The sequence below is a fragment of the Streptomyces sp. NBC_01232 genome (genome assembly GCF_035989885.1).
GTDB lineage: Bacteria > Actinomycetota > Actinomycetes > Streptomycetales > Streptomycetaceae > Streptomyces.
Genome location: NZ_CP108518.1, coordinates 592,404 through 606,336, shown reverse-complemented (window position 1 = coordinate 606,336; position 13,933 = coordinate 592,404). Strand labels below are relative to the sequence as shown.

General features: G+C 73.5%; 11 protein-coding genes. 3 read left to right on the top strand and 8 right to left on the bottom strand.

The window, feature by feature from the left end:
• Positions 1-53 precede the first annotated feature (53 nt).
• From OG444_RS02940 to OG444_RS02930, 3 genes are all read right to left on the bottom strand, one after another.
• Complete coding sequence (locus OG444_RS02940) at positions 54-947, bottom strand: sigma-70 family RNA polymerase sigma factor (RefSeq protein WP_327260582.1); 894 nt, start codon at positions 945-947, stop codon at positions 54-56.
• 129 nt (positions 948-1,076) lie between these two features.
• A complete protein-coding gene (locus OG444_RS02935; protein WP_327260581.1) occupies positions 1,077-1,928 on the bottom strand; it encodes a polysaccharide deacetylase family protein in 852 nt (283 codons plus the stop codon).
• A 277-nt stretch (positions 1,929-2,205) separates the two neighbouring features.
• On the bottom strand, positions 2,206-2,601 hold the full coding sequence (locus tag OG444_RS02930; protein WP_327260580.1) for a RidA family protein: 396 nt from the start codon (positions 2,599-2,601) through the stop codon (positions 2,206-2,208).
• Between the two features lie 154 nt (positions 2,602-2,755).
• Between OG444_RS02930 and OG444_RS02925 the strand changes: the two genes are divergently transcribed.
• The gene (locus tag OG444_RS02925) at positions 2,756-3,727 is read left to right on the top strand and encodes a helix-turn-helix transcriptional regulator (RefSeq protein ID WP_327260579.1); all 972 of its coding nucleotides are present in this window, start codon (positions 2,756-2,758) and stop codon (positions 3,725-3,727) included.
• Here the strand turns inward: OG444_RS02925 and OG444_RS02920 are convergent.
• The 4 genes from OG444_RS02920 to OG444_RS02905 all read right to left on the bottom strand — a co-directional run bounded on the left by OG444_RS02920 (position 3,709) and on the right by OG444_RS02905 (position 9,198).
• On the bottom strand, positions 3,709-4,266 hold the full coding sequence (locus tag OG444_RS02920) for an FABP family protein (protein WP_327260578.1): 558 nt from the start codon (positions 4,264-4,266) through the stop codon (positions 3,709-3,711). The genes OG444_RS02925 and OG444_RS02920 overlap by 19 nt on opposite strands.
• A gap of 119 nt (positions 4,267-4,385) precedes the next feature.
• Positions 4,386-6,461: an elongation factor G gene (gene fusA, locus OG444_RS02915; protein ID WP_327260577.1), complete on the bottom strand. Its 2,076-nt coding sequence runs from the start codon at positions 6,459-6,461 to the stop codon at positions 4,386-4,388.
• 588 nt (positions 6,462-7,049) lie between these two features.
• A complete protein-coding gene (locus OG444_RS02910; protein ID WP_442810739.1) occupies positions 7,050-8,444 on the bottom strand; it encodes a sensor histidine kinase in 1,395 nt (464 codons plus the stop codon).
• Positions 8,445-8,520: 76 nt separating this feature from the next.
• The gene (locus OG444_RS02905) at positions 8,521-9,198 is read right to left on the bottom strand and encodes a response regulator transcription factor (protein WP_327260575.1); all 678 of its coding nucleotides are present in this window, start codon (positions 9,196-9,198) and stop codon (positions 8,521-8,523) included.
• A 135-nt stretch (positions 9,199-9,333) separates the two neighbouring features.
• Here OG444_RS02905 and OG444_RS02900 point away from each other — a divergent pair, with 135 nt between their 5' ends.
• A complete protein-coding gene (locus OG444_RS02900; protein WP_327260574.1) occupies positions 9,334-9,960 on the top strand; it encodes a hypothetical protein in 627 nt (208 codons plus the stop codon).
• A gap of 21 nt (positions 9,961-9,981) precedes the next feature.
• Here the strand turns inward: OG444_RS02900 and OG444_RS02895 are convergent, their stop codons facing one another.
• On the bottom strand, positions 9,982-11,898 hold the full coding sequence (locus tag OG444_RS02895) for a hypothetical protein (protein WP_327260573.1): 1,917 nt from the start codon (positions 11,896-11,898) through the stop codon (positions 9,982-9,984).
• 635 nt (positions 11,899-12,533) lie between these two features.
• Between OG444_RS02895 and OG444_RS02890 the strand changes: the two genes are divergently transcribed.
• Positions 12,534-13,109 carry an RNA polymerase sigma factor gene (locus OG444_RS02890; RefSeq protein WP_327260572.1) on the top strand — a complete coding sequence of 192 codons (576 nt, stop codon included), beginning with the start codon at positions 12,534-12,536 and terminating at the stop codon, positions 13,107-13,109.
• Positions 13,110-13,933: the final 824 nt, after the last annotated feature.

Here is a 13,933-nt window from a genome sequence, read left to right as displayed (position 1 = left end):
TGGTGGGGCAGGTCACTCCGCAGGTGGGACCCGCCGTGCGGTCCGGCGACGGGTCAGACGTCGAGGACGCTCAGGTCGATGCGCGCCAGGCGCTCGGGGTCCGTGAGGATGTCGAGCGCGGTGATCCTGCCGTCCCGGACGGTGAACGCCATGACCGACAGCGCCCGGCCCTCCGCCACGGCTACCACCCCGGGAGTCCCGTTGACCAGCGCCGCGTGCGCGGCCTCGGCGAACCGGGCGAAGGCGATCGCCTGGGAGGCGACCTCGGCCGCACCGCGGCGCAGCAGCGTGGGGCGCAGCGTGCCGCCGTCGGAACGTGCGACCACATCGGGGTCGAGGACCGCGACGAGCGCGTCGAAGTCCCCGCCGCGCGAGGCTGCCAGGAAGGCGTCGACGATCGCCCGCAGTCGGCCCCGGTCGGGGTCCGGGGCGGGCGCCGCGCCCTGGACGCGGCGACGGGCGCGGCTCGCGAGCTGCCGGGTCGTGGCGGCGGAACGCCCGAGGACGGGGGCGATCTCGTCGAAAGGCACGGCGAACAGGTCGTGCAGCACGAACGCCAGGCGCTCGGCGGGGGCGAGGGTGTCCAGGACGACCATCAGGGCGATGCCGACCGAATCGGCCAGCATGACCTCCTGCTCGGGGTCGAGTCCGTCCGCGCGGCTGACGATCGGGTCGGGAAGGCGGACCTGCCCGTCCTGGTCGTGCAGGGGATCCTCGCGCCGCGTGCCGCGCGAGCGCAGCATGTCCAGACACACGCGGCCGGTCACGGTGGTCAGCCAGCCGCCCAGGTTCTCGACCGCGTCGGCGTCGGAGCGGTTCAGCTTGAACCAGGTCTCCTGTACGGCGTCCTCCGCCTCGCTGAGCGAGCCCAGCATCCGGTAGGCCACCGCCCGCAGATGGGAGCGGTGCTCCTCGAAACGCTGGGCCAGGATTTCCTTCTCGCTCACGCGCCACATCCCCGTGTTCCGATCCGCCGGTTCCGGACCGGACGATAACCGAACAGGTCAACGGACGTCACAGGCCTAAGAGTTGGGGAGCCGGCGCAGACCGGGCCGAGCGTGCGTCTCCGTATCGGCCTACGCCTCGAGGAACTGGCGCAGGTCGATGACCTCGTAGCCATCGGCCCGGGCGGCGTCGACGATCAGCGGGAGGGCGTCGGCGTCGAGGACGATGCCGTCACCGCGGCTGCCGACGTGCATCTGGATGATCGCGCCGGGCCTGAAGGCGTCGACGGCCCGCTTGACCGCCTTGTCCACGGTCATGCCGCCGGCCGGGCCGAGGTAGCCGTTGGTGTCGGCGCTGAACTCGATCGCCGCATAGCCCAGCGCGTTGACGTCGGTGATGGCCTGCGGCGTGGTGGAGCTGTAGGGGAAACGGAAGAGCGGCAGGGGCTCCGTCCCGGACGCCGTCCGGATCGCCGCGTGGGCGCTGCGCACCTCCTCGGTCCGCGCCGCAGTGCTCAGGTCGTCGAAGTAGGGGTGACTGTACGAGTGGTTGCCGAGGCCGTGCCCCGCGTCCGCCATGGCGCGCACCGCCGCGGGCTCGGCCTCGGCGAACTCGCCGGTCAGGAAGAAGGTGGCGGGCAGCTTGCGCCGTCGCAGTTCGGCCAGCACCGTGTCGACGCCGGCGTCGTCCCAGGCGGCGTTGAAGGTGAGGGCCAGGATGTTGCGGGTCGTGGGCAGTCGGCGGATCTCATCGCCGAGGAGCGAGGCCGGGGGGCGGGGACCCGCGGCCCGGGCGTCCCGCCGAGGCGTGGCCGCGTCCCTGGGCGCAGACGCAGACGCAGACGCAGACGCAGACGCAGACGCAGACGCAGACGCAGCCGCGGCCGCGGCCGCCGCCGGGCCCGTCCCGGGCGCCAGGCCCGCGATACCCGCCGACAACAGGGCGGCCATGGCCGCCAGGGCGGAACGTCGTTCCCTGTCCACCACGGTCACTCCCCACGATCACGGCCCCGGGCGGGCCCTGCCACCGACTATGCGGCGCAGCAGCCCGAGGTCCCCGCAGCCCGTGCCGGGGCACCCGGGTGATCTCCCCGGCGGGGTCCGGGCGCGCCGGGGAGACCGCTCTTCCGCACACCGCAAGAGCACCGCAAGAGCACCGCAAGAGCACCGGAAGGGCATCGGAAGAGGACCGGGAGTCATCCACCCGCCCGCCGCCCGTGCCGGTCGGGCCGGCGCGCGCAGCGGGCCGGGTGATGCCGCGTCACGCGACGGCGGTCCCCTCGAGCTCGACCATCTGGCCGGGGATCGCCAGTCGCGTCACCCCGAGCATCGTGGTGGCCGGCGCCACCTCGGCCGCGCCGAGCCGCGCCGCCAAAACGCCGTAGTGCTGGAAGAGCAGGTCGACGTCGGTCGTGTACACATTGAGCCGCACGAGGTCCGCGAGAGACATCCCGGCCTCGCCGAGCACGGCCTCCAGGTTGTCGACGCTCAGCGTCAACTGCGCAGCCATATCCCCCTCGTGCAAGGGCTTGCCGTCGCCGCTCATCGCGGTCTGCCCCGAGATGTACAGCGTGCGGGTGTGCCCGGAGACGACCTCCCCCTGGTTGAACCCCATCTCCACGGACCACGTCACCGGGTTGACCGCCGTTCGCTCCATCGCGTCATCAGCTCCATTCGATTCATCAGGAATACGTGCGTACGAACATCCGTCCGCCCGTGGGCTCGGGGCGCCACCGGCCTTGACGTCGTGTTGAAGAGCCTGCCAACAAATCACGACACCCTTGGTCATGTATTCCGATAAAATTCCCCGCATGCGCGCCGACCGACTGGTCTCCCTGGTACTTCTGCTGCGCCAGCGCGGCCGGCTCACCGCGGACACGCTGGCCGGCGAGCTGGGGGTGTCCACCCGCACCGTGCTGCGCGACATCGAGGCGCTCTCGGCGGCCGGCGTACCGGTCTACGCCGAACGCGGCCGGCACGGGGGGTTCGCACTGCTGCCCGGCTTCCGGACCGAGCTCACCGGGCTGAACCACGACGAGGCCCTTGCCCTGCTGACCGCCGGATCGGGCCGCGGCGAGCAGGTGTTCGGACTCGGCTCGGCGCTCGCTTCGGCCATGCGGAAGGTGGTCGACGCGCTGCCGGAAGGCCACCGGGCCACCGCGAGCGACGCGGCCCGGCGGTTCCTCGTCGAGCCGGAGACGGACCTGCTCTCACGCAGGCCGGTCACGGACGAGGTACCCGGCACCACCATGATCGAGGTCCGGCGCGCGGTGCTCGCCGGACACAAGCTGCGCATCCACTACGAGGCCACCGGCCGGCCGCCGCAGTGGCGCACGGTGGACCCGATCGGCCTGGTCACCGTGCGCGACCGCATCTACCTGCTGGCGACCCGGGCCGGTGAGGACCGTACCTACCGGCTGTCCCGGGTGCTGGCCGCCGAGGAACTCCCCGAGCCGGCGCAGCGGCCGAACCGGGTCGACCTGGACCGGATCTGGCGGGAACGCTCCGCCCAGTTCCTCGGCGACAACCACATCACCGTGCTGGTGCGGGTGGAGCCGGCCCGGCGGGGGGACCTGCTGGACACCGCGGTGGCCGTCCGCGCCGAGGAGCCCGACGCGGACGGCCGGCTGCGGCTGGAACTGACGTTCCAGGACTCATGGCACGCGGAATGGGCGCTGTGGCAGCTCGGCACGGACGCGGAGGCCCTCGCCCCGCAATCGCTGCGCACCGCCCTGCGCGACCGCGCCACCGCGATGGCCACCCGCTACGGGGCCCCCTCCTGAGACGGGCGCCGGCGCAGGTGCGTCGTGAGGTGGTGCTGCAGGGGCTGTCCCACCGCGGCCATGTCGTGAACGACCGTCATCTCGCCGTCCCCGAGCGTGTAGCGGCGCCGGGTGCCCGTGACCTCCTTCGCCAGCGGGGTCAGCGACACGTCCTTGGTCTCGATCTCGATCTCCGCACCGGACACCCGCCCGACGTACGTCTCGACGATGCCGGTCGGATGAGCGAGCACGACCTCCAGGGAGGCGTCGGGCGTCACCCGCCACCAGCCGGCCTCGCGTCCCGCCGGCCGCACGGGCACCCCGGACGCGTCGATCAGCCAGGCGCGTGCCTCGTAGCGGAGGAAGGGGCGGCCGTCGTGGCTGAAGGTGATCTCCTGCTCGTACCGGAAGTCCTGTTCGAGCGTCGGGTACTCGCCCTGCCCGCGGCCGTGCCAGCGTCCCAGCAGGGCCAGGACGGGCCGCAGTTGCGGGTGCGGTGCGGGGCCTTCGCCGAGGACGTGGCTGTCAGGGTAGGGATTTTCCTGCACCGACTCGAACATGTTCACCTTGCCTGTCTGCGTGGACCCCCGAAGGCCGCAGCTTAACGGCAGGGCGCCGCCCGCCCCGCCCCTGGGCACGGGGCGGAGCGGGCGGCCACGGCGCGGCGGGAGCCGGGCGGTCACCGGGCCGGCAGGGCCCCCGCGACCGAGGCCGGAACCGGCGCGAGACCGGCCGGCCGGGTGGTGAAGGTGCCCCGGCCCTGCGTCCGGCCGCGCAGCCGGGACGCATAGCCGAACAGCTCGGCCAGCGGCACGGCCGCCGTGATCACCGCGGTCCCGGCCTCGGCCGTGGAACCGCTGACCCGGCCTCGGCGGGCCGCGAGGTCACCGAGCACGCCCCCGACGCCGTCCTCCGGGACCGTCACCGTGACTTCGACGAGCGGTTCCAGGAGCTCCATCGTGCTCAGGCGCAGCGCCTCGCGCAGCCCGAACCGGCCCGCCGCGCGGAACGCCATCTCCGAGGAGTCCTTGGAGTGGGTCGCCCCGTCGGTGAGCGTGACCCGCAGCCCCGTCACCGGGAACCCGCCGAGCGGCCCCTCGGCGAGCGCGTCCCGGCAGCCCGCCTCCACGGCGCGCGCGTACTCCTGCGGCACGCGCCCGCCGACGACCGTCGAGCGGAACTCGAAGCACGGCTCCTCCAGCGGCTCGACGTCGAGGACGACGTGCGCGAACTGACCCGCCCCACCGTCCTGTTTGACGTGCCGGTGGACGAGTCCGCGGACCCCGCGCACGACCGTCTCCCGGTAGGAGACCTGCGGCCGGCCCACGACGACCTCCACCCCGTGGCCACTGCGGATCTTCTCCACCGCGACCTCCAGGTGCAGCTCGCCCATCCCCGACAGCACGGTCTGGCCGCTCTCCGGGTCGGACCGCACCACCAGGGAGGGGTCCTCCTCGGCGAGCCGCGCCAGTGCGGCCGAGAGCCGGCCCGTGTCGATGTTGCGCCGGGCCTCGACCGCGACGGACACCACCGGCTCGGCCACCGACGGCGGTTCGAGGACCAGGGGTGCACCCGGCGCGCACAGGGTCGTTCCCGCCCGGGCGGCCTTCAGCCCGATCACCGCGACGATGTCACCGGCCGCCGCCTCCTCCCGTTCCTCGTGCCGGTCGGCCTGGACCCGCAGGATCCGGCCGACCCGCTCCGTACGGCCCGTGGCCGCGTCCAGTACCGTCGCGCCCTTGCGCAGCGTGCCCGCGTACACCCGCAGGTAGGTCAGGCGCCCGGTCGCCGTCGCGGTCACCTTGAAGGCGAGGGCCGTGAAGGGCTCCGCCGGGTCCGGGGCGCGCTCCTGCTCCGCGCCGTCCGCCGCCAGCCCCCGTACCGCAGGCATGTCGGCGGGCGACGGCAGATACGCGAGCACCGCGTCCAGCAGCGGCTCGATCCCGCGGTTGCGGTACGCCGAGCCGCACAGCACGACCACGCCGTCCCCGCGGAGCGTCAGCTCGCGCAGGGCGCGCACCAGGGTGCGCTCCGTCAGGGCCGAGGCCGAGCAGAACTCCTCCAGGGCGTCGGCGTGCAGCTCGGCCACCGTCTCCTCCAGGAGCCGGCGCCGCCGGGCCGCTTCCTCCAGGAGCGCCTCGGGTACCGTGCCCTCCTGGTAGGTGTCGGCGTCGGCCCGCCAGTTCAGCGAGCGCATGCGCAGCAGGTCGACGACGCCGGAGAACGAGTCCTCCGCTCCGATCGGCAGCTGCACCACCAGCGGAACGACGCCCAGCCGTGCCCGGATCGACGCGACCGCCGTATCGAGGTCGGCGCCGGCCCGGTCCAGCTTGTTGACGAACGCGATGCGCGGTACACCGTGCCGGTCGGCCTGCCGCCAGACCGTCTCGCTCTGCGGTTCCACGCCGGCGACGGCGTCGAACACCGCGACCGCCCCGTCCAGCACCCGCAGGGAACGCTCGACCTCGTCGGAGAAGTCGACGTGCCCCGGGGTGTCGATCAGGTTGACGCGGTGACCGCCCCACGCGCAGCTCACGGCCGCGGCGAAGATGGTGATGCCGCGATCGCGTTCCTGGGCGTCGAAGTCGGTGACGGTCGTGCCGTGGTGGACCTCGCCCCGCTTGTGGATGGCACCGGTCGCGAACAGGATCCGTTCGGTGATGGTGGTCTTGCCGGCGTCGACGTGGGCGAGGATGCCCAGGTTGCGGACGGCGGTGGGGGAAGTCGTGATGAAGGGCTGCCTGTTGGCGCGCATGGCCCGAGGCCTTTCGAGTGTGCAGAGGAAGAGGGCGGCGCGATTCCCGGACTCCGGCCCCGGTCCCCACGGGCAGCCGCAGCGCCGCCGTCCCGACCGGAGGAGGTCCGGGCAGGAGGCGTCAGGGCGTTGCGGGAGCAGGAGGGGATGGAACCTAGGGGTGGGTCACGGGCGTACGGTGACTGCCGCGCGGCAGGCACCGCGCGCTGCGAGACACCGGGATCACGTCGTACCGGGACGGGGGAGCGAAGGCGGCAGTGCGGTACGTGCACATGGCGCGGCTCCCCTTCTCTTCACTCGGCATGGGCGCGGTGCCCTGTCGGCAGCGCGCACGGCGAGTCTAATGACCGGGCCGTCCGGGGGCACCGGGTTTTCCCGGACCCGCCGCGGGGCGGAATTGACGCCACGTCAGTGGCGACCGGGCGCCTGGAGGATGTCGACGCCTGCGCTGCCGGCCCGGCTCGGCTTCACCGGCATCGAACGACACCCGGACGAGAGTGTCACCACCATTCCCGGACACCAGGGTGGTGATCCTCCCCGAGCTGTTCCGCCGGCTCAAGGAGTACAGGGGGAGTCACCCCGGCAGCGTCAGCCCGCCCGGCGCGTGACGGGCAGGCGCAGCACCAGCCGGGCACCCCCGGAGCCGTCCCCGGCCCGCTCCCCGGAACTGTCCTCGGCGGTCAGGGTGCCTCCGTGGCGGGCGCTCAGGTCACGGGCGATGGCCAGGCCCAGTCCCGCCCCGCCGTGATCGCGGCTGCGCGAGTCGTCGAGCCGGGTGAAGCGTTCGAAGACCCGCTCCCGGTCCGCCGCGGGAATCCCCGGGCCGTCGTCGACGACCTCCAGCACGGCGGTGCCCGGCCCCGCGCCCTTCGTCGTGCGCAGGGTGATCTCCACGTGCCGGTCGGCGAAACGCTGTGCGTTGTCGACGAGATTGGTCACGACACGGCCCAGCCACAGCGCCCCCGCGGTGACTTGCACCTCGGGCTCCAGGGCCAGCCGTACGGGGACCCGGTCGCCGTGGCGGCCCTCCACCACCTCGCGCACCAGGGTCGTCAGGTCCAGCGGGGCGGCGACCACGGGCTGGGCCGCGTCGATACGGGCGAGCAGGAGCAGATCGGCCGTCAGGTGCTGAAGCCGTTCGATGTCCTCCAGGGCCCCGCCGATCAGCTCGGGCCACAGCTCCGGGTCCTGCACGGCCAGCGCCACCTCCAGCTGGGTGCGCAGGACGGTGATCGGGCTGCGCAGCTCGTGGGAGGCGTCGGCGATGAACTGCCGCTGCCGGATGCCGGAGGCCTCCAGCCGGTCCAGGGTGGCGTTCATCGTCTCGGCCAGCCGGGCGACCTCGTCCCGGGTCGCCGGCACCGGCACCCGGCGGTGCAGGCCGCGGTCGGAGATCTCGGCGACCTCGGCCCGGATCGCCTCCACCGGCCTGAGCGCGTGACCGGTGACCCGCCAGGTCACGAGGGCGACGGTGGCCAGCAGCAGGGGCAGGCCGATGACGAGGGCGGCGGTGGTGGTGTCGTCGGCCGCGTCCGCGTCCCGCAGGGACGCGCCGGCGTAGACGATGGCCATGCCGTCCGGGGTCTGCGTGACGACCTGGACGACCCGCTGCCGGTTCTCGGCGTCCACCGGGCGGACCCGCCACGTGTGGGAACGGGTTCCCGGGGCGTCGGGGGCGGGCGGCGGGAAGGCGGGCACACCGGCCAGGTTCGGGCTGGCGAACAGGATGCGCCCGTCCGCGTCCACCACCTGGACGAAGTCGATGCCGCGGGCCTGCGGACGTACCCGGGCCAGCTTCCCGGTGGCGGCGAGCTGCGCCACGGTCTCGGCCTGCCGCCGGGCGTCGCTCTCCGCGTTGCGGAGCAGGTTGGCCTCCAGCAGCCCGAGCAGGGCGAACGAAGCGAGTGCCAGCGCCGCGGCCACCACCGCGCTGGCGCCCACCGTGGCCCGCGCCCGTACGGTGGTGGGCCACATCCGCCGCAGCACCGGCCACCGGCGCACGGCCGCACCCGTGGTCCCGCGCACGGCGGTGCCCGCGCGCTCCCGCAGGCCGCGACGCTCAGCCACCGTCGGCCGCCAGTCGGTACCCGGCCCCGCGTACGGTCTCCAGCGCGGCGCGGCCGAACGGCGCGTCGATCTTGCGGCGGACCGCGCTGACGTGGACCTCGACCACATTGGGATCGCCGTCGAAGGCGCTGTCCCACACCTGTTCCAGGATGTCCCGCTTGGGCACCACCTCGCCGGAGCGCCGGGCCAGGTACTCCAGGACCGCGAACTCCCGCGCGGTGAGCCGTATCTCCGTGCCGCCGCGGGAGCAGGAGTGCCGGGCGGGGTCGAGCAGCAGGTCGCCGAACCGCATCACCTGGGGCTGCCGGCGGCCCGTACGGCGGCCGAGCGCGCGCAGCCGGGCGACCAGGACGAGGTAGGAGAACGGCTTGGACAGGAAGTCGTCGGCGCCCGTGTCCAGCGCCTCCGCCTCGTCGTACTCGCCGTCCTTCGCCGTGAGCATCAGGATCCCGGACTCGTTGCCGGCCGCGCGCAGCTTCGAGCAGATCCGGTAGCCGTTGAGGCCGGGCAGCATGATGTCGAGCACGATCAGGTCGTAGTCGTGCTCCGTCGCCATCCACAGGCCCTGCGGGCCGTCGTGGGCCATGTCCACAGAAAAGCCCTCCGACTGCAGCCCACGCTGCAGGGCCACGGCGAGCCGCCGTTCGTCCTCCACCACCAGTACGCGCATGCCGGACAGGATCGCAGTACCGCTCCGCCGCCGGCTGAAGAGGTCTTCAGGTGGCTTCAGCGGAGCTTCAGCATCCGCTGTTCATGCTCTGGAACGAGCCGCGCACCGCGCCCGGTTGTCCTGAGGAGTGCCTGTATGTCTGATTCTGTCCCGCCGCCGTCCGAGCAGGCCAAGCCGTCCGATCCGGCCGGGACCGCCCCGGTCACCGCCCCCGAGGCCGGAGCCGGCAGGTCCGCGACCCTGGGTCGCTTCGTGCCCCGCGGCAGGCGCGCCCGCTGGGTGGCCGCGGGCGCGGCCACGGTGGTCGTCGTCGGCGGACTGACGGCGGTGGCCGTGGCGGAGCACCACGACCACCACGGGCGCATCGACCGGGGCCCGCACATCGCCTGGGCCGGACCCGGCCCCGAGGGCGGCTTCCGGGACGGCCCGAAGCCCGAGCGGGCGCCCGGGAAGCCGGGACGCCCCGGCGGCCCCGAGGTGCGCGACGAGCTCGGCCGCCACGAGGGCGCCGACGGGCGGGGCGGCATCACCAAGATGGCCCCGGCACCCGCCCCCATCCCCTCCCTGGCCATCGGCGAGGCGGCCGAGAAGGCCGCTGCCGCGGTGCCCGGAGGCAAGGTGGCGAGTCTGCGCGCGGTCGCCCAGGAGGGCGGCGGCAGCGCCTGGCTGGCCGTGGTCGTCGGCTCCGACGGAGTCCGGCACGCGGTCACCGTGTCCGGCACGGACGGCTCGATCACGAGCAACACGACCAAGGACCGCTGAGAAGCGGTTCGGGCAGGACCGTCAACGCACCGACGACGACGCCGCGCCGGCACCGCCCGGCGTCGTCGTCGGCGGAGTGGGCTGCGGCGAACCCTGGAGGGTCAGCGCGGTGAGTACGACCAGCGAGTCCGTCCACCCCAGGGGCGCCACGGCGGACGGCAGGCCCGCCCCGTTCACGGTCTCCGGCAGCTCGCCCAGCCCGTTGCGCTTGGACAGCACCCAGTCGAGCACCTCGTTGGCCTTCGCCCGTTCACCCGTACCGGCCCAGGCCAGGGCGAAGAAGGAGGTGCTTGCCGTCCAGGCGTACGCGCCCCAGCTGAAGGAGGGGTCGTTGCCCGGCGAGAGCCCGCCGTTCGGCAGCAGCAGCGCCCGGTAGGTGGAGTCCAGCGCCTCGCCCAGCCCGGCCGGGGCGGAGTTGAACGGGGGCGCCATGAACGCCACCGCGCTGTCCCGGCCGTGATTGCCGTCCACGGTCCGCTGGTACCCCAGCGGTGCGAAGCCGGACGCGATCCCCGCGGACAGCCGCCGGGCCGCCTCCCCCCAGCGCTCCGCGTCCTCGTCGATGCCCAGCCGGGCGGCCAGGTCGGCCGCGGAGTTGAGTCCGGCCAGCAGGGGAGCGGCGGTACCGATGTTGGTGGTCGTCGTGTCCAGCTCCCAGTAGTCCGGGGACGCCGGAGGCAGCCCGTCCGGCCCCAGCGACCGGGCCGCGTAGTCGGCGGCCTTGCGCACCATCGGGTAGAGGGCGCGCAGCCGGTCGTCCCGCCCGTCGGGCGGCGCCGCCCGGTACCACTGCCAAGTGGCCCAGGGCACCCAGCCGTTGCCGTCCAGCTGCCACTTCCGTGCGTCCGGCGGTCCGCTGCCGTCCAGCTTCGTACGGGCCTCCCAGGTGCCGTCGGCCCGCTGGGTTCGCGCGTCGTATCCCAGGATCCGGTACGCCTCCTCGTCGTGCCCGGTGGCGGCGAAAGCGGCCGCCGCGAACGCCCCGTCGCGGGGCCAGGAGTACTCCCACGGCGGAGCCCAGGCGGCCGCGAAGGCTCCGCCCGGTTTCAGCAGCGCCCGCATCGACAGCAGGGCGCGCTGCGACGCCTCCCGCTGCGCGGCGGTCGCTCCCGGCACCCTGCCCGAGGCGAGCCATGCGCGGCTCTCCTCGGCCTGCGCCAGGGCGCCCGGGTCGTCCGCCTCGACCACCACCGACGCGGAGGCCCCGTTGGGCAGGTACCGCCACCGGCCCGACGGCAGGCGCAGCACATTGCTCCCGTCGAGGTAGGAGGCGCCCACGGCGAAGGAGGGCAGGACCGCCTCGGTGGCGACCCGGTTCGTCAGCAGGCCCGACGTGCGGGCGGCGAGGGCGGAGGCGGGTACGTAGCAGGGCTCGGTCTCCCCGCAGCGGTCGCTGCCCGCGGGGTTGACGTGGAAGGCCAGCCGTGAGGCGGAGGAGTGCCAGCCGCCCCAGTACGCCCTGTCGTAGTTCCAGCTGGTCAGTGAGCCGGGCACGGCGCGCGTGGTGCCGTACCAGGCGATCGGCCCGCTCTCGGCGCTGCTCGCCTGGAGGTGCAGGTAGTAGGTGCTGCCCGCCGTGACGTCGGCGCTCAGCGGGAATTCGACCCAGCCGGCGCCGGCGCCGCCGAGTGCCGCGAGGTCCACGGTCTGCGAGGCGATCGCCGAGGCGGCGTCCGTGCGGACCCGGCGCACCTGTGCGGTCACGGTGCCCGTTGCCGCCCCGCTGCCCAGCCAGACGCTCACCCGGGAGAGCCGGGTGCCGTCCACCGTGAACGCCTGGGCCGCCGCGTTGTTCGTGGCCTTCACGCTGAACAGCGCGGTCTCGTGGCCGGCCTGGCCCTCGTAGGACAGGGCGGCCGCCGCGCCGGGCAGCGCTGCGGGTGCCCCGGTCAGCGCCAGGGAGAGTACGGCGGGCAGCAAGGTCCTCACGTACGCCATCTGATGGGCCCTTCCTCCTCGACGGGCGCGCGGGGCGAAGGGCCGGGGCGCCGAAAGCTGGACCCACCATGCAGCTGTCCGCCCCTGCAGAGGGGGGAGTCGGGACGTGTCCCACCGGATGGGGTCCTTTTCGGCATCCGATCGTGTGACGGAAACACCGGCGAGGACCGTACGGGCGCACGAAGGCTCACGAAGGCGCAGGTGGCGCTCGACGGGCACGCCGGGGCGCGCACGGGTGGACCGGGGCGCACGGGAGAGCGGATGCGCTTCCTGCGCAAGATTTCCGGGGACCGGCTTGCACGATCGGGCTCGTTTTTCGATGGGGTGGTGAATGGGAGCGATCGGTGCTCCACGGCTGCCGGTTCGGGGGCAGGCAGGCCGGTTACGCATGATCCACTCGAAAGGTTCCGCGCCGACGTGAATGTTGCCGAGACGGCCGCCCTCGCGCTGTTAGTCACCACTGCCCGCTATTTGGTCATCGATGTGGTCAGGGCGCCGATGCGCCTGCCGGGCGCGGGGGTACGAACGGGAACCGGTGGGCCATCCGCCGGCCCCCGCCGTGCCGCTCCCCGCGCTCGCCACCATGAGGTCGCCGCCGCCCCGGCGCGCGGCGACGAACAGCTGTGGGGGAGCGTATGAGCGAAGGCGAATTCGATCCATCGGGGGACCGGGCGGTCTCCAGCGAACTGGCCGGCGTACTGCCGGTGGACTTCACCGCTTTCCACTCCCAGCAGCACCGCGCCTATCTGCGCTACGCCCATCTGCAGCTGGGAAATCCCAAGGACGCCGAGGAAGTCGTCGACGACGTGTTCACCTTCTTGCTGAAGGTGTGGCGCCAGGCCCTCAAGGAGGCGAGCCTCCACGGCTTCGCGTGGGCGGTGCTGCGTGAGCACGTCGAGCGGCGGCTGGCGGCCCTGGGCAGACAGGTGGCGATGGTGGAGACGGCGTGGTTCGCCGCACTGCGCCGCTCCTCCAGAGAGCGGCTGGAACTGCTGGAGTCGAAGCTCGGGCTGTACGCGGCGATCGCGGGCCTGTCCGAGCGGCAGTACGACGTGGTGCTGCTGGCCTTCCTCCTGGGCAACGACTCCGACACGGTGGCCCGGATGATGGGGATCACCCCCGCGACGGTCCGCTCGCACATCCGCGGCGCACGCCGCACCCTGTCCCGCAAGCTCGGGGTGGACTGGATTCCCGGAGAGGAGAAGGACTAGTGAGCGACATGCCCCGCCACCGCGACATGCTGCTGTGCGAACTGGACGCGGCCCTCGAGGACGCGACGGTACTCGGGGAGGAGTACGCCGGATACGACGAGGGTGCGGCGCGCCGCAGGATCGCCCGCCGGATCGTCGCCGACCGCGCCCGCTCGGCGACGGGAACCACCGGACCTCCCGGAGTCGTGCCCCTTCCGGCGCGCGCGCACACGGCATTCGCGGCGGCCGACGACCTCGTCCTCGACGCCGCCTGCCACGTGCGCGCCGCCCGGGGTCTGGACGACCTCACCTGGAGCCTCGTGGAGAGCCGGCCCTTCGCCGAACTCGCCCTCGACGCCGACTCCTGGCCCCACGGCGTGGATTCCGCGCTGCTGTTCGGCTGCCTGCTCCACCTGGCCGACCGGATGGAGGCCGCGCAGTTCTGGTTCCAGTACGCGGCCGGGGCGGGCTCGCGGACCGCCGCCAGCTGCCTCTACCTGCTCCACCTCTCCCGTGCCGAGGTCGCCACCGCCCGCTACTGGAAGTGCCAGGCCCGGACCCTTTCCCGGGAGGATCACCTGCCGCCCCTGCCACAACTCCCGGAACACCTCGAGGAGGCCCTCGGAGCCTCGGTGATCTGGGCCTCCCCGCCCATCACCACCCAGGACCTCACCGCCCTCACCACCGGACCCGGAGAAGCCGGCCGACCCCCGTGCCGGCTTCCCGTACGACTGCGGCAGGCACTCATGGCCCGGCCCCGCAGGCAACACCCCGACCTGGGGGAGGTCTTCACCCCCGGCCCACAGATCGCGGTCGCCGTCGCCCGGAACGCACGGCTCAACCCC

Coding starts and splice junctions, on each gene's coding strand:
- OG444_RS02930 (WP_327260580.1), bottom strand. CDS start 2,601: ATGGAGCGAACGGCGGTCAACCCGGTGACGTGGTCCGTGGAGATGGGG.
- OG444_RS02925 (WP_327260579.1), top strand. CDS start 2,756: ATGCGCGCCGACCGACTGGTCTCCCTGGTACTTCTGCTGCGCCAGCGC.
- OG444_RS02920 (WP_327260578.1), bottom strand. CDS start 4,266: ATGTTCGAGTCGGTGCAGGAAAATCCCTACCCTGACAGCCACGTCCTC.
- fusA (WP_327260577.1), bottom strand. CDS start 6,461: ATGCGCGCCAACAGGCAGCCCTTCATCACGACTTCCCCCACCGCCGTC.
- OG444_RS02905 (WP_327260575.1), bottom strand. CDS start 9,198: ATGCGCGTACTGGTGGTGGAGGACGAACGGCGGCTCGCCGTGGCCCTG.
- OG444_RS02900 (WP_327260574.1), top strand. CDS start 9,334: ATGTCTGATTCTGTCCCGCCGCCGTCCGAGCAGGCCAAGCCGTCCGAT.
- OG444_RS02895 (WP_327260573.1), bottom strand. CDS start 11,898: ATGGCGTACGTGAGGACCTTGCTGCCCGCCGTACTCTCCCTGGCGCTG.
- OG444_RS02890 (WP_327260572.1), top strand. CDS start 12,534: ATGAGCGAAGGCGAATTCGATCCATCGGGGGACCGGGCGGTCTCCAGC.